19 protein-coding genes and 3 tRNA genes are annotated in these 20,396 nt (G+C 57.9%); 13 read left to right on the forward strand and 9 right to left on the reverse strand.

All coding sequences use genetic code 11. The features are described 5' to 3' along the window. Positions 1-23: 23 nt before the first annotated feature. Both VGE55_RS05375 and VGE55_RS05380 read left to right on the forward strand, forming a co-directional pair. Positions 24-1,034, forward strand: coding sequence for an L-threonylcarbamoyladenylate synthase (locus VGE55_RS05375; protein ID WP_331130674.1), 1,011 nt, complete (start codon positions 24-26; stop codon positions 1,032-1,034). A 116-nt stretch (positions 1,035-1,150) separates the two neighbouring features. Next, entirely contained in the window at positions 1,151-1,855 is a 705-nt protein-coding gene (locus tag VGE55_RS05380; protein ID WP_331130675.1) for a hypothetical protein, read from the forward strand. Between the two features lie 66 nt (positions 1,856-1,921). Here the strand turns inward: VGE55_RS05380 and panD are convergent, their stop codons facing one another. The 8 genes from panD to VGE55_RS05420 form a co-directional block, all read right to left on the reverse strand. Further along, on the reverse strand, positions 1,922-2,302 hold the full coding sequence (panD, locus tag VGE55_RS05385) for an aspartate 1-decarboxylase (protein WP_256764598.1): 381 nt from the start codon (positions 2,300-2,302) through the stop codon (positions 1,922-1,924). Then, positions 2,302-3,153, reverse strand: a complete 852-nt coding sequence (panC, locus tag VGE55_RS05390; RefSeq protein WP_331130676.1) for a pantoate--beta-alanine ligase — start codon at positions 3,151-3,153, stop codon at positions 2,302-2,304. The genes panD and panC overlap by 1 nt, the downstream gene beginning before the upstream one ends. Before the next feature lie 8 nt (positions 3,154-3,161). Beyond that, on the reverse strand, positions 3,162-3,992 hold the full coding sequence (panB, locus tag VGE55_RS05395) for a 3-methyl-2-oxobutanoate hydroxymethyltransferase (protein ID WP_331130677.1): 831 nt from the start codon (positions 3,990-3,992) through the stop codon (positions 3,162-3,164). A gap of 44 nt (positions 3,993-4,036) precedes the next feature. After that, entirely contained in the window at positions 4,037-4,678 is a 642-nt protein-coding gene (locus VGE55_RS05400; RefSeq protein ID WP_256764595.1) for a deoxynucleoside kinase, read from the reverse strand. A 68-nt stretch (positions 4,679-4,746) separates the two neighbouring features. After that, positions 4,747-5,229: a 2-amino-4-hydroxy-6-hydroxymethyldihydropteridine diphosphokinase gene (gene folK / locus VGE55_RS05405; RefSeq protein WP_331130678.1), complete on the reverse strand. Its 483-nt coding sequence runs from the start codon at positions 5,227-5,229 to the stop codon at positions 4,747-4,749. A gap of 4 nt (positions 5,230-5,233) precedes the next feature. Beyond that, on the reverse strand, positions 5,234-6,682 hold the full coding sequence (gene pcnB / locus VGE55_RS05410) for a polynucleotide adenylyltransferase PcnB (RefSeq protein WP_331130679.1): 1,449 nt from the start codon (positions 6,680-6,682) through the stop codon (positions 5,234-5,236). Continuing rightward, a complete protein-coding gene (locus tag VGE55_RS05415) occupies positions 6,679-7,344 on the reverse strand; it encodes an HAD family hydrolase (protein WP_331130680.1) in 666 nt (221 codons plus the stop codon). The genes pcnB and VGE55_RS05415 overlap by 4 nt, the downstream gene beginning before the upstream one ends. 11 nt (positions 7,345-7,355) lie before the next feature. After that, complete coding sequence (locus VGE55_RS05420; protein ID WP_331130681.1) at positions 7,356-8,036, reverse strand: HdaA/DnaA family protein; 681 nt, start codon at positions 8,034-8,036, stop codon at positions 7,356-7,358. Between the two features lie 236 nt (positions 8,037-8,272). Between VGE55_RS05420 and purM the strand changes: the two genes are divergently transcribed. The 3 genes from purM to VGE55_RS05435 all read left to right on the forward strand — a co-directional run bounded on the left by purM (position 8,273) and on the right by VGE55_RS05435 (position 12,274). Next, positions 8,273-9,307 carry a phosphoribosylformylglycinamidine cyclo-ligase gene (gene purM, locus VGE55_RS05425; RefSeq protein ID WP_331130682.1) on the forward strand — a complete coding sequence of 345 codons (1,035 nt, stop codon included), beginning with the start codon at positions 8,273-8,275 and terminating at the stop codon, positions 9,305-9,307. A 544-nt stretch (positions 9,308-9,851) separates the two neighbouring features. After that, positions 9,852-10,691, forward strand: a complete 840-nt coding sequence (gene folP, locus VGE55_RS05430; protein WP_331130683.1) for a dihydropteroate synthase — start codon at positions 9,852-9,854, stop codon at positions 10,689-10,691. Between the two features lie 107 nt (positions 10,692-10,798). Then, positions 10,799-12,274 (forward strand): mannose-1-phosphate guanylyltransferase/mannose-6-phosphate isomerase, encoded by a 1,476-nt coding sequence (locus VGE55_RS05435; RefSeq protein ID WP_331130684.1) that lies wholly within the window; start codon positions 10,799-10,801, stop codon positions 12,272-12,274. On the opposite strand, the gene VGE55_RS05440 is transcribed toward VGE55_RS05435, so the two are convergent. After that, on the reverse strand, positions 12,259-12,984 hold the full coding sequence (locus VGE55_RS05440) for a D-hexose-6-phosphate mutarotase (RefSeq protein ID WP_331130685.1): 726 nt from the start codon (positions 12,982-12,984) through the stop codon (positions 12,259-12,261). The two genes, VGE55_RS05435 and VGE55_RS05440, sit on opposite strands and share 16 nt — an antisense overlap. Positions 12,985-13,065: 81 nt before the next feature. Between VGE55_RS05440 and glmM the strand changes: the two genes are divergently transcribed. The 8 genes from glmM (at position 13,066) to VGE55_RS05480 (ending at position 20,384) form a co-directional block, all read left to right on the forward strand. Further along, positions 13,066-14,409 (forward strand): phosphoglucosamine mutase, encoded by a 1,344-nt coding sequence (gene glmM, locus VGE55_RS05445; RefSeq protein ID WP_331130686.1) that lies wholly within the window; start codon positions 13,066-13,068, stop codon positions 14,407-14,409. Between the two features lie 206 nt (positions 14,410-14,615). Beyond that, the gene (gene galE / locus VGE55_RS05450) at positions 14,616-15,590 is read left to right on the forward strand and encodes a UDP-glucose 4-epimerase GalE (RefSeq protein ID WP_331130687.1); all 975 of its coding nucleotides are present in this window, start codon (positions 14,616-14,618) and stop codon (positions 15,588-15,590) included. A gap of 133 nt (positions 15,591-15,723) precedes the next feature. Beyond that, the gene (locus tag VGE55_RS05455; RefSeq protein WP_331130688.1) at positions 15,724-16,893 is read left to right on the forward strand and encodes a nucleotide sugar dehydrogenase; all 1,170 of its coding nucleotides are present in this window, start codon (positions 15,724-15,726) and stop codon (positions 16,891-16,893) included. 78 nt (positions 16,894-16,971) lie between these two features. After that, positions 16,972-17,048: transfer RNA gene (locus VGE55_RS05460), tRNA-Pro, on the forward strand. A 53-nt stretch (positions 17,049-17,101) separates the two neighbouring features. Next, positions 17,102-17,178 (forward strand) — tRNA-Arg (locus VGE55_RS05465). A 26-nt stretch (positions 17,179-17,204) separates the two neighbouring features. Continuing rightward, positions 17,205-17,280 (forward strand) — tRNA-His (locus VGE55_RS05470). A 117-nt stretch (positions 17,281-17,397) separates the two neighbouring features. Then, on the forward strand, positions 17,398-18,198 hold the full coding sequence (locus VGE55_RS05475; RefSeq protein ID WP_331130689.1) for a helix-turn-helix domain-containing protein: 801 nt from the start codon (positions 17,398-17,400) through the stop codon (positions 18,196-18,198). Positions 18,199-18,278: 80 nt separating this feature from the next. Then, positions 18,279-20,384, forward strand: coding sequence for a prolyl oligopeptidase family serine peptidase (locus VGE55_RS05480; protein WP_331130690.1), 2,106 nt, complete (start codon positions 18,279-18,281; stop codon positions 20,382-20,384). The last annotated feature ends 12 nt before the right edge of the window (positions 20,385-20,396 follow it).

Raw genomic sequence — 20,396 nt, forward strand, 5'->3', positions numbered from 1 at the left:
TTCGGCACTGACACAGAACCCTCATGGCCAACCGAACCACATTGCTCAAGCCCACGCACGGCAACATTGAAGAATGTGCGCAGGCCTTGCGGGTGGGCAAGCTGGTGGCCTTCCCCACCGAAACCGTGTTTGGTCTGGGTGCCGCAGTGTCGTCTCGGGAGGGCATACGCGGCATTTTTGCAGCCAAAGGCCGCCCGGAAAACCACCCACTGATTGCCCATGTGGCGCCGCATGCCCGGCTGGATGGTTGGGTGGCAGAAGTGACACCGACCATGCAGCGCTTGATGGATGCTTTTTGGCCCGGACCGTTGACGCTGGTGGTGCCCAAAGGGCCGAACATGCCGCTGGAAGTCACCGGTGGACAAGACTCGGTGGGCATCCGCTGCCCATCCCACCCGGTGGCCATTGAACTGTTGAAGGCTGTGGGTGTGCCGGTGGCCGCTCCGTCGGCCAATCGTTTCGGAAAGGTCAGCCCAACCCGGGCCAGCCATGTGCTGCAAGAGCTCGACGGTCGAATTGCCTATGTGCTGGACGGTGATATTCCGGCCGTTGGCATCGAGTCCACCATCCTCAGCCTGCTCAAATCCACCCCGGCCATTTTGCGGCCAGGGGCCATCACGGCCGAGCAGATTGAACAGGTGTTGGGTGTGGCTGTGCAGCGCCATGCCCAGGCCTTGCAGGCCCCCGATGCCCCCCGCGTGTCGGGCGCGCTTGAAAAACACTACAGCCCGGACGCAAAAGTGCTGGTATTGCCGGCCCAAGCAATGGGCCAGGTGGCTTGCGAGCAGCCGACCTTGATTGTGGGCTGGGGCGAAGCCTTTCTGGATGAAATCTCAGAAGTGCAGTTGCGCAGCCCCGTGAAGCCGATGTTGCTGGCCTTGGCACCGCATGCGGAGCAGGTGGCGCAGCAGCTGTACCTGATTTTGCGCAAGGCCGATGAAGATGGCTATGCGCAGTTGATTGTTGAAGAGCCCGAGGCTGTGCCGGAATGGGAGGGGGTTGCCGACCGCTTGCGGCGTGCATCGGCTGGATAATTCCCGGCACATACCAACGGATTCATCATTTCATTCGAACTTCCAGTCGGGCCGATGGTACATAGGCGGTTCTCAGTTTATTGGAGTTTCGAATGCCAGCAGGTTCAGTTGCTTCCATGTCAAGCGCAGTCCAGCCCTTGAATGGGCAGGTTGACCCCGTCGCCGATCAGGCATCAGCGCCATCAACACCGAGGGGGCAGCCGGTTACTCCAACTCAACAGGCCGATACACCTTTGTTCAGCAAGAAAACAAAAACCATTGCCAAATGTTTGTTGGCGGCAGGGGGCGCTGTTGCTTTGGCGGTTGCCACCGCCAAAAGCACGGCCCTCGCCACAGCCCTATCGACGGCGGCCGATAAAGTGGGCGGCGCTTTTTCAGGTCTGTATGCCAGCGTGGGGGTCAATATGGCTGTTTTTGGTGGTGTGGCTGCGGTTGCGGGTCTTTTGCACACCATCCAAGGCGTGAATACATCCCGTCGCGGCAGCAAGGGGCTCGAACACCTGAAGGCAGACTATCGGGCCAACAGCGCCCAACGAGACCAAAACGCGTTTGGTCGTTTGAAAGTTTTGTACCGGCAGGTTCGTGCGCGGGGCCGTATCCAAGCTGCTTTGGGTGTTGGAATTGCCGTGGTTGGTGTGGTTGCGTTGGCAGGTGCCATGTCCAACCCCATTGGTTTGGGTGTGGTGTTGGGTACAGCCTTGGCCTTGGTTGTGGCTGTGTATGCCCACAAATGGTATATCAGCAGGAAAATGAAAATTGCCGAAAACCAGTACTATGTCCAAGGCGCCCAAAGGCCTCAGGCCGCGTTGATTCGTCCTTGATCGTTTTGGTCGAATTGCGTCGGCACGGGCGGCGGCACAACAAAAAAGCGCCTTTCGGCGCTTTGTTTACATCTGCTGCGTCGGGATGTGTCCGCGCTGCTCGTTCATCTGGTTGTTGTCATCGACAAACACCAGCTTGGGCTTGAAAGTTTTGCACTCCTCGTCGCTCAGGGTGCCGTAGGCGGCAATAATCACCAGGTCGCCTTTTTGGGCACGGCGGGCGGCTGCGCCATTCAGTGAAATCATGCCGCTGCCACGCTCGCCCTTGATGGCGTAGGTGGAGAAGCGTTCACCGTTGTCGATCACATAGATGTCGATGCGCTGGAATTCGATGATGCCGGACGCTTCCAGCAGGTTTTCGTCAATGGCGCAGGAACCCTCGTAGTGCAGCTCACAGTGGGTTACTTTTGCTCGGTGAATTTTTCCGAGCAACATTTCGCGTTGCATCACTCAATCTCCAGGTTGTCGATCAGCCGGGTTGTGCCCAGCTTGGCCGCAGCCAAAATCACCAGCGGCGTTTGATCGGACAGGTTTTCATCGGTGGGGCGCATCAGGTCAGCTTGCCTGCGCACCTCGAAATAATCGGGTTTCCAGCCCCTTGCCACCAAAGCCTCGTGGCATTGGCGTTCGAATTGTACCAACTGGTCCAGATTCGGGCGACCCGATTTGACCCGATTGGAGAGATCCTTCAAAAGTTGAAAGAGAAAGGGGGCTTCGGCCCGTTCCTGCTCGTTCAGGTAGCGGTTGCGGGACGACATGGCCAGGCCATCCGGGTCGCGGATGGTGGGCGCAGCAATGATCTCGATGGGCATGGCCAGCTGTTGCACCAGGCGACGAATGATCATCAATTGCTGGTAGTCCTTCTTGCCAAACACCGCGACCTTGGGCTGCACGCAGTTGAAGAGCTTGGTGACCACGGTGCTCACGCCCTCAAAAAAGCCAGGGCGGAACTCTCCTTCCAGGGTATTGCCCAAGCCATCGGGCGGGCGAATGCGGTAGTCCTGGGGCTCTGGGTACATGTCGCGCTCGGTGGGCGCAAACATCACGTACACGTTTTCCTTTTCGAGCTTTTGGGCGTCTTCCTGCATGGTGCGGGGGTATTTGTCGAAGTCTTCCGCCGGCCCGAATTGAAGGCGGTTGACAAACACGCTGGCCACCACAGGGTCGCCGTGCTTGGCGGCAATGCGCATCAGCGACATGTGGCCTTCATGCAGGTTGCCCATGGTGGGCACAAAGGCCACACGGTTTTGGCCGCGAAGTTGGTCCCGCAGCTCGGTGATGGAGGAAATCTGTCTCATAGCCCGATTTAAAAGGTGTGCTCAGGTCCAGGGAAGGTTTTGCCTTTCACAGCAGACACATAGGCCTGAACCGCCGCCTGGATGGAGGGCTGATTATCCATGAAATTGCGCACAAATTTCGGTTTTTTGCCCGGAAATACATTCAACATGTCATGCAGCACCAGCACTTGGCCGTCGCAATCAACCCCGGCGCCAATGCCGATGGTGGGCACCGTCAGGCTTTTGCTGATGTCGGCCCCCAGTTTGCCGGGAATCAATTCAAACAGCACCATTTGGGCACCGGCATCCTGCATCAGCTTGGCGTTGGTTTTCAATAGTTTGGCGGCTTTGGCGTCTTTGCCCTGTACCCGGTAGCCGCCCAGTGCACTCACCGACTGCGGGGTCAAGCCCAGGTGGGCACACACGGGAATATCCCGCGTGGTGAGGTAGTTCACGGTGTCGGCCAGCCAGGCGGTGCCTTCCAGTTTCACCATGTTGGCACCCGCGGCCATGAGGCGGGCGGCATTGCGGTAGGCTTGCTCGGGGCTTTCCTGGTAACTGCCAAACGGCATGTCGGCCAGTACCCAGGCGGTTTTGTTGCCAGCCGCCACACAGCGGGTGTGGTATTCCATCATGTCCGTCGTCACGGGCAGGGTGGAGGGCATGCCACCCAGCACCATGCCCAGTGAATCGCCAATCAGCAACACATCCACGCCGCTGGCATCCAGCACACTGGCAAAACAGGCATCGTAACAGGTCAGCATGGCAATTTTTTCGCCTCGCTTTTTCATGTCGAGCAGGTGAGGCAGGCTAACGGCTTTGCGGCTGCCAGTTGCAGTGGTGGTAGGCTGGGCACTCATGGTTTAAGGCTCCCTGGAATGGGCGTTACAACAAGACAGGCCAACTATTCAGACCAGTTGAAAAATTCACGGCGGCCCTTCATGGTTTCAATCTGGTTGAGCAGCAGATCAAAATCCTCCGGATGGTCCACCGGGTTCAAGTGTTCGGTATTCACGATCAACAGCGGTGCATCGTCGTAGTGGTAGAAAAAGCGGCTGTACGCATCACTCAACTGAGACAAATAGGCCTCGGTGATGTTCATTTCATAGGGTATGGCGCGTTTTTGCACACGCTCAATCAATGCTTGCGGTGAGGCTTGCAGGTAAATCACCAAGTCGGGCACGCTGGTTTGCGGGCTTTGGTGCTGGTATATCTGGTTGTACAGCTTCAGCTCTTCTTCATCCAGCGTGAGCGCCGCAAACATGCGGTCTTTTTCCAGCAGGAAGTCGCTCACCACCATGTTTTCAAAAAAGTCGCGCTGGGTCAGGTCGCGCAGTTGCCCAATGCGCTGAAACAGGAAAAACAACTGCGTGGGCAGCGCGTAGCGTGCAGGCTCGCGGTAAAACTTGTCCAGAAAAGGGTTTTCGTCGGGCTTTTCGAGCAACAACTCGGCGGTGAAACGCTGGGCAATCAGGCGGGCCAGCGAGGTTTTGCCCACACCAATGGGCCCTTCAATCACGATGTGTCTGTATTTGTTGGCAAGCATGGGCGGGTGTTTTGTGGGTGTAGGGGCACAGTGTAGCGCAGTGCCCGTGGGTGAATTGGAAAACAGGCTCAAATCCGCGTGCAGACTTGGTCTTGAGTATTTGGCAGAAACTGTTGGGCTGCGCCCAGGCCGGGTATTTCAATCCATGGGTTGAGGTCCAGCAAGGGGGCCAGCACAAAGCGGCGCAGGTGCATGCGGGGGTGTGGCACGGTGAGGTTGGGTGTTTGAATACGCTGTTGCCCAAACAGCAGCACATCCACATCGATGAGTCGGGGTGCGTTGCGCACGGTGCGCACCCGGCCTAGGGCTGCCTCGGTGGACATGCAGGTGGCCAGCAATTCGTCGGCCGTGCCTGTCCAGCCCAGCTCTAGCACCGAGTTGATGTAATTGGGTCCGCTGGAGTCCACCGGTGCGCTTTCATAACGGGGCGATTCCCGGTGGTGCTGGCAATGCGCATGCTGTGCAAAGTGGGCAATCACTTCGTCGAATAGGCTGACCGGGTTGCCCAGGTTGCCACCCAGGCCCAAGTAGCAGCGGGTGGCTGCGTTCAAGGGCTTATTCACCGGCCTGCTGGCCGCTGTTTGCAGCGCCTGTGGAGGCGTTGCCGTTCGGTTTGCGCTTGCGGCGGCGTTTTTTCTTGGGCGCAGCCTCGGCTCGGCCTGCCGGGGTTTCGCGCAGTTGGTCCATCAGGTGCTGGCGGTTGTTGCTTTCACCATCACTGAAAATGCGCCACCAGCGGGCCACCTCGGGGTCGGCATCGCCGGTTTCGGCGCGCAGCTCGTAGAAGTCCAGCGCAGCACGGAATTTCTGTTGCTCCAGCATGCGGAAGGGGGCTTTGCCCGCACGCTTTTCAAATCGGGGCTGGAAGGCCCAAATTTCACGCATGTCGCCGGTCAAGCGGCGGGGAATGGCGGTGCGTTCGGCTTGCTCGGCCAACACTTCATCCATGGCGGCAAACAGGGCTGGAAATTTGACTTCCCCACGCTCCACCTTTTTTTCCCAGTTTTCCAGCACCAGGTGCCACAGCAAACAGGCGAACAGAAAACCGGGGCTCAAGGGCTTGCCGTCTTTCACACGCTGGTCGGTGCGGGACAGGGCCTCGGCGAGGAAGGCTTCTCCGCGTTCCTGATCCATGATGGCGTCCAACAGCGGGAACACCCCATGGTGCAAACCGGCTTTGCGCAAGCCTTTCAGGCAGGCCAGGGCCGATCCGCTCATCAGCAGTTTCAACATTTCGTCAAACAGGCGCGAAGCGGGCACGTTTTTCAGCAAGTCGGCCAGGTCGGCAATGGGCGCGTAGGTGGCGGGCTCAATCGTGAAGTTGAGCTTGGCTGCAAAGCGCACCACCCGCAGCATGCGGACCGGGTCTTCGCGGTAGCGCTGGCTGGGTTCGCCAATCATGCGCAGTGTTTTGGCCCGCAGGTCTTCCATGCCGTGGTGGTAGTCCCACACGGTTTCGGTGCTGGGGTCGTAGTACAGCGCGTTGACGGTGAAGTCGCGGCGGGTGGCGTCTTCGTCCTGTCGGCCAAATTCATTGTCGCGCAGCACGCGGCCATGCTCGTCCACCTCGCTGCTGGAACTGGCCAGGGCGCGGAAGGTGGAGGTTTCGATGGTTTCCGGGCCAAACATGACATGCACAATCTGGAAACGGCGCCCAATGATGCGGGCCCGGCGGAACAAGCGCTGCACCTGCTCCGGGCTGGCGTCAGTCGCCACATCGAAATCCTTGGGTCGCATGCCCAGCACCAAATCGCGCACGGCACCGCCCACCACAAAGGCTTTGTAGCCCTTGGCCTGCAGGGTTTCGCACACGCGAATGGCGTTGTGGCTCACCAGGCGGCGGTCAATTTTGTGCTCGGCCAAGGTCCACACCTTGGGCTTGTGCACACCATAGGCCGAGGGGGTTTTGCCACCATGGTTCAGGTGGGTGTGGCTTTGCTTGCCGGGAATGTCTTTGCTCAGCGTGGGCTTGGCCAGCAGGCGTTTGAAAAATTTGCGGATCATTGGAACAGCTCCAGAATGGGCCACTGTCGCTCACGGGCAATACCGGCCAGTGTGGGGTCAGGGTTGGCAGCCACTGGGTGGCTGACACATTCCAGCAGGGGAAGGTCGTTGATGGAGTCGCTGTAAAAATGCGAGGTCTCGAAGCTTCGCCAATCCATGTCCCGGGCGTTTAACCAGTCGTTCAGACGGGTCACTTTGCCTTCCCGAAAGCTGGGCAATCCACTCACGCCGCCAGTGAACTGCCCATCCTTCACCTCGGGTTCGGTGGCAATCAGGTGTTCGATGCCAAATGCATCGGCGATGGGGCGGGTGATGAAACTGTTGGTGGCCGTGATGATCATGCACAGCGCGCCCTCGGCCTGGTGTTTTTTCACCAGTGCAACAGCGGCGGGTTTGATGTTGGGTTGAATCACCTCGGCCATGTAGCGTGAATGCCAGGCGTCCAACTGTTGCCGGGTGTGCATCTTCAGTGGTCGCAACTGGAATTCAAGAAAGGCGTCGATGTCGAGGCAGCCGGCCTTGTAGTCTGCGTAAAACTGGTTGTTGCGGGCTTCAAATTCACCACGGTCCAACACGCCCAATTCAATGAGGAACTGCGACCAGCCGTGGTCGGAGTCCATGGGGAGCAGGGTGTTGTCCAAGTCAAAAAGTGCAAGTTTCATGTCGATTGTCGTTATTGTTCTCGAATCACCAGGCTTTCCCGGCGTTTCATCCAGTGGCGCAGCAGGTTTACGCTCACGGGTTTGTGTTGTTCCAGCGAGAAGCGGTCCAGGCTGTCGATGACGGCCATGAGCGAGCCCATGTCACGCTGAAAGTACCGCAGCGCATAGTCCACCACTTCGGGGCTGAGCTCCAGCCCGCGGCTTTTGGCCACCGATTGCAGGGCATGGTGCTTTTCTTCGTCGCTCAAGGGCTGCACCCGCAGGCAAAGGCCAGCCTGAATGCGGGTTCGAAGGTCGTCCCGCAAAGGCAGTTCTGCAGGGTGGTGTTCGCTGGCCAGCACAATGGCTGGGGGTTGCCGGTCCGCCAGTGCCGAATTGAACGCATTGAACAGTTGCACCTGCGAGTAGGGCGTGAGCGCCTCGATGTTGTCGATGACGAGCGCTTGGTCGGCAGGCTTGAAGACAAAACGGGTTTGACCCGCCAGCACGGGTGTACCCAGCAGGCTGGCCATGCTTTTCAGCAGATGGGTTTTGCCACAACCAGCCGAACCGTACAGCAAAATAAAGGGGCTGGCCGATGTGCCGCGCACCAGGGCCTGCAGTTCATGGACCACCGGCGCATTTTGGCCCACGATGAAGTTCGCCAGGCTGGGCCTGGGTGGGGTGAACACATCGAGAAGCAGTTGTTGCATGAACATTGCGTGGGTGGACTGGATGGGCTTGCCTGCTGGGGATGTGTCCTTTTGCCTGGCGTCAAAAAGGCAACAAAAGGTCACAAAAAGGCCAAAACGGCAGCCTTCAATAATAACTCCGAAAGGCGCGATTGGGCTTGGAGTCGGTTAAAATACACGGACTTGTGAGCAGTGTGCGGTGCTTCGCCGCGTGAATCTGCCGCCCTTCTTGCCCATTTTTTCCGGATTGTGTAACCATGAATTCTCCCTTGACCTACAAAGACGCTGGCGTTGACATTCAAGCGGGGGACGACCTGGTCGAAGCCATCAAGCCGATGGCCAAGAAAACACTGCGCCCGGGCGTGCTGGCAGGCATTGGTGGTTTTGGTGCGCTGTTTGAGGTGCCCAAAGGGTACAAAGAGCCTGTGCTGGTGTCGGGCACGGATGGCGTGGGCACCAAGCTGCGCCTGGCCTTTGACTGGAACATTCACCACACGGTGGGCATTGACCTGGTGGCCATGAGCGCCAACGATATTTTGGTGCAGGGCGCCGAGCCCCTGTACTTTCTGGACTACTTTGCCTGCGGCAAGCTGGATGTGAAGACGGCTGCCAGCGTGGTTGGTGGCATTGCCACAGGTTGCGAACAAGCTGGTTGCGCGCTGATTGGTGGCGAGACTGCTGAGATGCCTGGCATGTACCCCGAAGGCGAATACGATCTGGCGGGTTTTGCGGTGGGCGTGGTTGAAAAGTCGGAGATCATCGACGGCAGCAAAGTGGCTGCAGGCGATGTGGTCATCGGCTTGGCCTCCAATGGCGTGCATTCCAACGGGTTCTCGCTGGTGCGCAAAATTCTGGACCGTGCTCAGCCCGACCTCAACCAGCCTTGCGATGGTGTGACTTTGCGTGAGGCGATCATGGCCCCCACCCGAATGTACGTGAAACCGGTGCTGGAATTGATTCGCAAGCTGCCTGTGCATGCCCTGGCCCACATCACGGGTGGTGGTCTGGTTGAAAACATTCCCCGCGTGTTGCCAGAAAGCCTGACCGCCGAGTTGAACCGCAGCAGCTGGCCCGAAACCGATTTGTTCAAGTGGTTGCAGCAAAACGGCCAGGTGCCGTTTGATGAAATGAACCGCGTGTTCAACTGCGGCATCGGCATGGTGATTGTGGTGCCGGCTGCACAGGCAGATGCGGCGCTGGCGCTGTTGGCGGCTGCGGGTGAAAAGCCGTACCGCATTGGTGCCATTCGCGGGCGGGCAGCGGGTGAAGCGCAGACGATTGTGAAGGCTTGAACCCGGCCTTTCGTTAGATCCTGTATTGGGGCACTGCGCAGTCAAGCCCCTTAGCCAAACTGGGTTGCGTCACTGCACGGTCACACCCCTTCGCGACGGCCAATCTGTTGTTCAAAACCTGAGCCTCGCGATCGCTGAGTCCGCCCCTCCAAACAGCGAGTCGGGATCGGCCTCTGGGTCAGCCAGAAGGCTGAGCCCACCGCGCCTGCTTGTCACGGTTTTGCAGATTGTCCTGACTGTCGCTGCAGGGGAGGTGAACCGCGCAGGCCGCCAACCGACTCGGTGCCATGCCCCCAGCAATACCGGTGTGCCCGGCGCCGAACAGTCAGCCCCCCGATCGGCTTGACCCGCACAGCATTCGAACACACGGACCGAGATGTTTGAGCGCCATAGGCGCGAGTTATCGGTCCAGTTCGAAAGCGCGGGGCAACCTTTACATTCTGGGGGCGTTCGGCACGGGCTACCGGTGTTGCTGGGGGCTATCAACAAGCACTTTGCCCCACTTCGATTACAATCCAACCAACACTCACCGCAGTTCAAACCCATGCCCAAAACCTGGTCCGCCGGCCGCTTCAAGCTCACGCCATCACCGCACAGCCCCTTGATCATGGGTATCGTGAACGTCACGCCCGATTCATTCTCGGATGGTGGTCAACACCACACAGCCAACGCCGCCATGGCCCATGCAGAACGCCTGCTGGAAGAGGGGGCGGACATTCTCGATTTGGGCGGCGAGTCCACACGGCCCGGCTCGCAGGGTGTTTCGGTGGAGGAAGAGTGGGCCCGCTTGGCGCCGGTGCTTCAGGCCTTGGTGGGTTTGAATGTGCCGTTGTCGGTGGACACTTTGAAACCCGAGATCATGCGCCGTGCAGTGGACTTGGGTGTGGACATTCTCAATGACGTGAACGGCTTTCGCGCGCCTGGGGCAGAGCAAACGCTGGCTGCTTCAAACGCAGGTGGTGTGGTCATGCACATGTTGGGTGAACCACGCACCATGCAGGTGGCGCCCCAGTACACCGATGTGGTGAGCGAGGTTACGGCATTTCTCCAAGACCGGTTGAGCGCCCTGCAACAACAGGGCGTTGACCCGCATCGATTGCTGGTAGACCCCGGTTTTGGATTTGGTAAAACCCTGGCTCACAACGTGAGCCTGATGCAGGCCACGGCTGCCTTGTCGGCACTGGGAGCTGGTGTGTTGATTGGCGTTTCACGCAAGCGGATGATTGGCGAAATCACCGGGGTTGATCGTCCGCAAGACCGCATTCATGGCTCTATCGCAGCCGCCTTGTTTGCAGCCCGTGAAGGCGCTGCCGTGGTTCGCGTGCACGACGTGAAGGCCACGCGGGATGCCCTGCTTGTGCAAGCGGCATTGCTGGCCAGTTGACACCACCTATCAAGGCCTTCAGCTATACTGGGCTCTGCACCCAGCGTTGACTGTTGTTGCCTTTATTGCTGTACCGAACCCGTTGCGTTTATTCAGGATTATTCCGCATGAAGATCATTCCCGTTGTGTTGTGTGGTGGTGCTGGTACCCGTTTGTGGCCAGTTTCGCGAAAAAACCATCCCAAACCATTCCTGAAGGTGGGCGGGGAGAGCCTGATTGCCCAAACCGTTCGACGTGCAGTGGCCGTGGTGCAGGGCGATGTAGCGGCCGATGTGCTGTTGGTCAGCAATGAGTCATATCAATTTTTGCTGCAAGACGAATGTTTGCCGGTATTGAACGCCGCCGCTGCAGGGGCACGGTTGCACCAAATTCTGGAACCGGCTGGCCGCAACACCGCACCTGCGATTGCGCTGGCTGCGTTGTGGGCACAGGCCTTGCACCCCAAGGAGCCTGTGGTGTTGCTGGTGTTGCCGGCCGACCACCTCATCAGCCCGGTCAGCACCTTTGTGGAAACTGCGCACAAGGCGGTGGCCAGCGCGCTGAAGGGCAATTTGACCTGCTTTGGTATTCAGCCCACCGCACCAGAAACCGGCTTTGGCTACATCCAAAAGGGCGCAGCATTGGCCGATTTGCAAGGTGTGCATGCGGTGCAGCGTTTTGTCGAAAAGCCCAGGCTGGACGTGGCCATGGAGTACTTGGCCAGTGGCGAGTACTTGTGGAATGGCGGTATGTTTGCCTTGGAGGTGGGCTCATTCCTGAATGCACTGGGAACATTTGCGCCCGACGTACACAGCACGGCGCAGGCCGTGTGGGCCCAGGCCAAGTCGCGAGACGACAAGGCGTCGGGTGGAAAAATCGTGCAGTTTGACGCAGCTGAATTTGCCCGCTTGCCCGACATCAGCATTGACTACGCCGTGATGGAAAAGGCGGCCAATGTCGCGGTGGTACCTGCCAGCTTCCAGTGGAGTGACATTGGCAGTTGGGCTGCACTGGCTGAGCAGGCCGAGGCAGATTCTGCAGGCAACACGCAACAGAGGGAAGGGCGTGGAGAGTTGATTTCGATTGAATCGCAGGGCACCCACGTGCGCGTGGGCGACCGCACCGTGGCCACATTGGGTGTCAGCAATTTACTCGTGATTGACACCCCGGACGCCTTGTTGGTGGCGGACAAAAGCCGACACCAGGACGTGAAAAAAGTGGTGGATGTGCTGAAGGCCAAAGGCAGTGAGTTGGTGAACGTTCACCCCACGGTCCACCGTCCGTGGGGCACTTACACCGTGCTGGAAGACTCGGCTGGTTACAAGATCAAACGGATTGAAGTGAAGCCCGGTGCATCGCTGAGTTTGCAGATGCACCACCACCGTAGCGAACACTGGATTGTGGTGACGGGAACAGCCGAAGTCACCAATGGCGAAGCCGTGTTTTTGGTTCGCAAAAACGAGTCCACCTACATACCCGCTGGCAACAAGCACCGCTTGGTCAACCCGGGCCGCATGCCCTTGGTCATGATTGAGGTGCAAAGTGGCGATTATTTGGAAGAAGACGACATTGTGCGTTTTCAGGACAATTACGGCAGGGCCTGAGCAGTCACATCCAGCGTGCCGGTGAATGTCTCGCCGGGCGCAAGTGTCGTTGGCCGGTGAGCAATCACCGGCTCAATGCACACAAAATGCTGCCAGTCGCCTTCGGGCAGGTCAGGCAGCTGTTGGGCCAGCAAGGGCCCCGGGTTCCACACCATCCATTCGGTAAAGCCATTGCAGCGCAGCGTCAGTTGGCGCTTCAATACCGGATCTTTTAACACCACCGTGGGGTTGCCCAGGTAAAGCCGTTCAAACTCTGCGGCTTTGAAACGCAAGGCCTGCTTGGGCGCGCGCAGCAACTCGGGGTCAAATTTGTCCACCACGGGCTGCTCGCCCAAGCCTTCGACTTCAATCTCTGTCAACTGGCCAATTTGAAAATACGGGTGCAGGCCACCGGTCCAGTCGAAGGCCTCGGTGCCAGTGTTGGTGACGCGAAATGTGCCGTGAATGAGCTGCGGGCCCTCGGATTCTTCCCATTCAAGCCGTGCTGCGTAGGGCCAGCCTGGCCAGTCCCCAGGCTGAACGTCCAAGTGACTGTGAGTTTGGGACTGCTGGAATACGGAGTCACGAGCAAACCCGTGCTTGCGCAGCGGACCGCGGTCTGCAAACTGTGGGAACAACAAGGGTATGCCACCCCGAAGTGGTTTGCCGGGCAGGCGAATGGGCGATTCGTACAACAAGGGGGTGGGGGCTGGTTCTGTGGGCTTGCTCATGGTGTTTGGGGTGATGTTCAACACGCAGCTTAGCATTTGTAAGACAATCACTATCAATAGAGCATCCACCCTACACACACCATGAGCAGACAATATTTCGGAACAGACGGCATTCGCGGCACGGTTGGGCAATCGCCCATGACGCCGGATTTCATTCTCCGTTTGGGGCAAGCAGCTGGTTTGGTGATTGCCCGGCATGAGCAGGGCAAGCGCCGCCCCACCGTGCTGATCGGCAAAGACACCCGCGTCAGCGGTTATTTGCTGGAGTCTTGTCTGGAAGCGGCTTTAACCTCGGTCGGCGTGGACGTGGTGCTGGTGGGACCCATGCCCACGGCTGGCATTGCCTACCTCACCCGGACTTTGAACCTGTCCGCTGGGGTGGTGATTAGCGCATCACACAACCCGTACCCAGACAATGGCATCAAGTTTTTTTCAGGCCAGGGCACCAAGTTGCCCGACGAGTGGGAGCTGGAGATTGAACAGCAGTTGCAAGGCGAGTTGCCCTGCAATTCTTCCGTGAACCTGGGCAAAGCCAAACGGCTGGACGATGCGGCTGGGCGCTATATTGAATTTTGCAAAAGCACCTTCCCTCGGGGGCTGGACCTGCGCGGACTAAAAGTGGTGGTGGATTGCGCCAACGGTGCTGCTTATCACATTGCGCCAGCCGTGTTTCGTGAGCTGGGGGCTGATGTGGTGGTCATGGCCGATCAACCCAATGGTCTGAACATCAACGACGGGGTGGGTGCGACGCACCCCGAATCAGTCTCGAAAGCGGTGCTGGCCCACAACGCCGATTATGGCTTTGCGCTGGACGGCGATGCAGACCGCTTGATTTGCGTGGACAGCAGTGGCCGAATTTTCAATGGCGATGAATTGCTGTTCGTGTTGGTGGCGCACCGCTTGGGAAAAGGTCAAGCCGTGCCGGGTGTGGTGGGTACCTTGATGACCAACATGGGCCTGGAGTTGGCGCTGAACCGCTTGGGTATTCCCTTCGAGCGGGCCAAGGTGGGTGACCGCTATGTGTTTGAAAAATTGCAGGAGCGCAGCTGGCAATTGGGAGGTGAAAGTTCTGGCCATTTGTTGGTCCTGGACCGCCACTCTACCGGGGACGGCATTGTGAGTGCCTTGCAAGTGTTGGGTGCTGTGCAAGCCTTGGAGCAGCCTCTGGCTCACATCTTGAGCCCGGTGGTCATGATGCCGCAAGTGCTTAAAAATGCACGTTTGCCAGCCGACTACGTGTGGACCGACGACAAGGCTTTGACCGCAGCCTGCGAACAGGTGCGCGCAGAGCTGGCTGGGCAGGGCCGTTTGTTGATTCGACCTTCGGGAACGGAGCCGGTGCTGCGGGTGATGGTGGAAGCCACGGACAAAGCGCTGGCTGAGCGAATGGTGGATCGTTTGTTGGCGGTACTGCCCAAACTGTAAAAATCCACAGGCCGATGGGCGAGGCTTTTCGTCATCTTCTGCGGTGCACGCCGGTGCGTTTTGAACTCATTCCGATGGAACCCCACCAATGTTCAGAGGGTGATGGTCTGAAGAGGGTTACTCACCTGAGGTTGTCCAAGCTCGATGCCGTCAGGTGCAGGCTTCCTGCGGCATTCACGCGCTAACATTTTTTTAGAAGAGTGAACATGACACGCAAAGTTTTGGTCGTCGGCGGCGCCGGCTACATTGGCTCTCACATGGTGAAATACCTGCTGGACCAAGGGTGTTCAGTCGTCACGCTCGACAACCTCTCCACCGGCCATCGCGATGCGGTACTGGGCGGTGAGTTCGTTTGCGGTGACATCGCCGATTCACGCTTGCTTTCCCAATTGTTTACGGCGCATCGGTTCGATGCTGTCATGCACTTCGCCTCCTACATCCAGGTGGGTGAATCGGTCGTCAAACCGGCCATGTACTACCACAACAATGTGGCCAATACCCTGAACCTGTTGCACGCCATGGCCCAGCATGGGGTGCCGCATTTTGTGTTTTCATCCACAGCAGCCACTTTTGGTGAACCCGCCTATGTGCCCATCGACGAGCACCATCCTCAGCAACCCATCAACCCTTATGGGCGCGGCAAATGGATGATTGAGCAAGCCTTGCCCGACTACCAGCACGCCTATGGCCTGACCGCTGTGTGCCTGCGTTATTTCAATGCCGCCGGGGCGCATCCCGGGGGGTTGCTCGGCGAACGCCATGAGCCCGAAACACACTTGATTCCCTTGGTATTGCAAGCTGCATCGGGTCGTCGGTCTCACATTTCGGTGTTTGGCACCGACTATCCAACCCCCGATGGCACGTGTATTCGCGACTATATTCATGTGACGGACTTGTGTGATGCACATTGGCTGGCCCTGCAGTATTTATGGAATGGTCAGCCAAGCCAAAATTTCAACCTGGGCAATGGGCAGGGTTTTAGCGTTCAGGAAGTGATCGACACCGCACGTGAAGTCACTGGCAAAGCCATCGAAGTTCAGGTTTCACAACGCCGGCCCGGCGACCCGGTCAGCCTGGTGGCTGACTCGTCTCTGGCGAGGGCTGTGCTGGGTTGGAAGCCGCAGTTCACCGACCTAAAAACCATTGTGAGCCATGCGTGGGTTTGGGAAACTCGCACATAGACCATGCAAGGGCGGTTTTACGCCGCCATGTCCAATCGGTTTTGAATGTGATTTCTGCGCGCCTGTACCGAAATTGACACGCAATCTGTGCATACTGCGACATCTTATTTAAAGATTTTTGCGAGTCGCATTCATGACCAAAATCGCCATCGCAGGCACCGGCTATGTAGGTTTGTCCAATGCTGTGTTGCTGTCCCAGAACCATGAGGTTGTTGCGCTGGATATTGTGCCCACCAAGGTTGAGCAATTAAACCGCCGGCAAAGCCCGATTGAAGACCGGGAAATCGAGGAGTATCTCTCGACGAAAGCGCTTAACCTGACCGCCACCACCGACCCGGTGCAGGCCTATTCGGGTGCTGAGTTTGTCATTATTGCCACCCCAACCGATTACGATGCTGAAACCAACTACTTCAACACCCGCTCTGTTGAGGCGGTGATTGAACAGGTCAAGGCCATCAATCCCGATGCGCTCATGGTCATCAAGTCGACCATCCCGGTGGGTTTTACCCGCCACGCCCGCGAAAAGTACAAAACCGCCAACCTGATTTTTTCGCCGGAATTTTTGCGCGAGGGAAGGGCGCTGTACGACAACCTCTACCCCTCCCGAATCGTGGTGGGTGAGCGGTCCGCACGCGCTGAACGCTTTGCTGCCCTGCTGCAGGAAGGGGCCATCAAGAAAGACTCGCCTGTGTTGTTCACCGGCAGCACCGAGGCCGAGGCCATCAAGTTGTTTGCCAACACGTACCTGGCCATGCGGGTGGCCTATTTCAACGAGCTGGACACCTATGCGGGCGTGCATGGGCTGGATGCCCGGCAAATCATTGATGGGGTGTGTCTGGACCCCCGCGTTGGACCGCACTACAACAACCCATCGTTTGGCTATGGTGGCTACTGCCTGCCCAAAGACACCAAGCAGATGCTGGCCAACTACAACGAAGTGCCGCAAAACCTGATTCGGGCCATTGTGGACGCCAACTCCACCCGCAAAGACTATGTCGCCTTTGACATCATCAAGCGCAATCCCAAAGTGGTGGGCATTTATCGCCTGGTGATGAAGGTGGGGTCAGACAATTTCCGCTCCAGCTCGGTGCAGGGCATCATGAAGCGCATCAAGGCCAAAGGCATTGAGGTGGTCGTGTACGAACCGGCCCTGCATGAAGCGCACTTTTACAATTCCAAGGTGTATCACGACCTGGATGCCTTCAAACGGGATGCCGATTTGATTGTGGCCAACCGCATCACGCCCGACCTGGCGGATGTGCTGGACCGTGTGTACACGCGGGATTTGTACCAGCGTGATTAATTTTGTCGCACCACGGTCCAAACCCGTGTGCCGGGCTTGACGAAACCTGCTACACCCCTTAGAATTCCGCTTCTTTGTCGGGGCATAGCGCAGTCTGGTAGCGCATCTGGTTTGGGACCAGAGGGTCGTGGGTTCGAATCCTACTGCCCCGACCACCCGGTTTCGATGCAAAATCCTGCGCCGGGCCCCGTTGAATGCGTTCAATGTGCTGCCCGTAGCTCAGCTGGATAGAGCATCGGCCTTCTAAGCCGAGGGTCGGGGGTTCGAGCCCCTCCGGGCAGGCCAAAAGAATTTTGAAAGGTTACCCTGTGGCGGGGTTAGCTCAGTTGGTAGAGCAACGGATTGTGATTCCGTGGGTCGTGGGTTCGAGCCCCATACCTCGCCCCAAATAAAACAAGGACTCAGCGTATTTCATCCGCTGGGTCCTTTTTGTTTTGGTCGCTCCAAAAAATCCAGATGTGCCCAAGTGCCTGTATCAGTCAAACACGGACAGCGCACGGCTTCATGAAAACTGACATCAACATGCGGGCATGGTATTGGCGCCACGGCTTTTTGCTCGGTGCCCACCGCTACGTGTTGAAGCGCAGCAAGCGGCCCTATCGGCGGTTTTCGGCCACCGTCATCATAGGGCTGTCGGGCGATGTGCAGGTGGAGATCGGCGACGGTGTGTCCATCACCACACGCGCCATTGTGCTGGCACCCAAGGTGATGCGGCTCAATACGGTTGCGCTGGACAGCGATGTGGTTATTTTGGACATCCATGTCTCCGCGGTTGAATTTCCCTTGTTGGAAGCTTTGCTGGGCGGGGAACAGTTCAAAGTTCTCGATCTGGCCTTGCTTGCTCCGGTTCAAACCGAGTTGATGGGCGCTGTGACAGGCGCTTTGCCTGCCGGCCGTGTGTACCCTTTGGTACAACAGGCTGTCGCTTTGCTGTGCGGGCAGCAGGCGCTGGTGCAGGTGGACTATCCTGCGCCTGTTAAAAAAGTGATCAGCATCCTTGAGGCAGGTCCCATGGACCAGGTGTCCGTCAAGGCACTGGCCCAGCAAGTGTGTTTGTCGGAATCCCGACTCAGGGCCGTGTTTTCAAAGCGGATGGGCTGCACCATCAGCGAATACATGCGGTGGTTGGCGGTCTGGAAAGCCATCTGGATGTGGTCGGCAGGCCAGCCCTTGATCGAGGTGGCGGTTGAAATCGGCTTTTATGATTTGGCTCACCTCAACAAGGCATTCAATGAAATTTTCGGCATGAATCCGTCGGATGTGTTTAAGTCCGAGCATGTCGAAGTACTGCGATGCGACGCATGAACCGCATTCGAGCGTTTTGTACAAGCATGCAAAGCCCGTTCCCTTGGATACTCGGTTCACAAAAAAACATCGAGACAATCATGAGACACGGTTTGGCCCTGTTATGGTTTGGGGCACTTTGCACACAGTTGGCGTCTTGTGGATGGGACGGTGGGTCGTCCTCCACCTCGTCCACCCAAACCAACCCGGCAGAAGTCAACTTTGTGCCCAGCGAAAACACCGTGGCCTTGCAACCCGGTTGCGACAGCCAGCCCGGGGCCACCCTGGCCCTGACCCCATCGGTTGTACCCCAAGCCTGCCAGGTCGATTCTTGGCTTGCCGGAAGCACAGCGATCTGCAAAGGGCGACTCATTTACCGGGACTACCTCTACGACGATCATGGGGCCGACACTGGTGGTTTGGTGGCCGACAGTGCATCGCCCGCTGGCGACAAAACATACCCCGCTGGCGCAGAAAACACCGCTGACCTGGTGCAACTGCAGCTGTGGACCCACAACAACCGACTGTATATTCGGGGCGAGCTCAACACTTTGCTGCAAGCCGGGCAAGCGCAATTGGCGGTGGCCATCGACACTGACAACAATCCGCGCACGGGGGGTGGGCAGTGGTGCAGTCTGCCTGTGTCCAGCAACGGTTGGGATGTGCTGCAGGTCTTTCGTCAGGGCGATGTTCAAAGCAACGTGATTGAGGGCAGCATGCCGATGCCCCAAGGCAACACCTGGCGCATTCAGGCGGTGGTTGCCCAGCAGGATGGCACGGTGATGAATGTGGCCTACCGGGGCATCAATGAACAGTCCGCCTGCAAAACCAACACAACGGGTGGCGGTTGTTTTTTTGAGGACAAACAGGCAGCTGCATTGGCCAAAGGCAACATCAGCGAATTTGGACAGGTGGTCTCGGTGGCCGATCTCCGCCCGTCCGTCAATCAGCCCGCAACCGTCATCACGCCGGGTTTGCATTCCTGGGTGTACCAGTCCAAGTTCAGCCTGGGTGAAGGCCTGGGCAGCATTGCCGGGCGTGGGGATGGCGCACTGGTGCCGGTTGCTGCGCAAAAGTTTGTGTTTTTGGGCAAATACCAACCCTACGGTATTTATGTGCCAACCCCCAAAACCGATCTGTATCCCTTGCAGATGGTGTTCCATGGCTCGGGCAATGTTCACAGCAGCCTCATCAGCCAGCCGGGCATGCAGCGCGCTTTTGGTGACCAGTTTGGTCGCTTGCTGGTGGCGCCGTTGGCCCGTGGGGCAGACGGTTACGGGTCCGACATTTCTGAACGCGACTTGTTGGACGTGATGAGCGATGTTCAAAAAAATTTCCGGATTGATCCGTCCCGAACCATCGCCAGCGGTTATTCCCAAGGGGGGTACATCACCTATCGGATGGCGATGCTGTATCCCGACAAGTTCGCTGGCTTTGTGAATTGGGTGGGCTTCACCGGCGATGTGGTCAACGGCCTTCTGGATGGTGACCCCATTCACGCCACAGCCGGGGCTGTGGGCAATGTGCGGGATTTTGTGGGCAACCTGCGCAATGTGCCCGGTGTCATGGTGGTGGCTGGTGCGGATGAACTGGTGCATGCCACCAGCACCTACAACATGCAGCAAACCTTTGCCAGCACGGACAACCGCTACAAGTGGTACATGCACCCGGTGGCCGATCATGCCATTTTTGCAACCTTGGACCAGTGGGACAAAGAGGCCGCCGATTCTGCCAACTGGACATTGGAAACCAACCCGGTTCGGGTGACATTCCGCCACGATCCCACCTTGGGCAATGTGGAATATGGCATTGCCCATGACAGGGCTTACTGGGTGTCCAACATTCAAAACAGGGTGGTGGGCAAAAGCCAACTGAACAAAGTCTATGGGGATGTGGACATCCTCAACCGGGCATGTGGTGGCTCTGTGGCGGTGAGTGAAAAGAGAAACAACACCGGAACTGGCCCGCTGCCTTGGTTCTCGCTGGAGCGGGTCCAGCTTGGGCAACAAGCGGTAATGGCTGACAAGTCCATTGAAGGCACATTGAAAAACATTGCCTCGCTGACATTGGATGTCGAGAAAACCTGCCTGAAAGGTGTGCCCGTCAAATACACCCTTTCAACCGACGGCCCGGCCAATGTGTTGTTGAGCGATGGTCGGCAATTGGTGCTACCGGCCGCCGGAAATTTCTCGGGCGTTTTGAACTGAAGAATGGGCTGA

The organism is Limnobacter sp., from assembly GCF_036405155.1.
GTDB lineage: Bacteria > Pseudomonadota > Gammaproteobacteria > Burkholderiales > Burkholderiaceae_B > Limnobacter.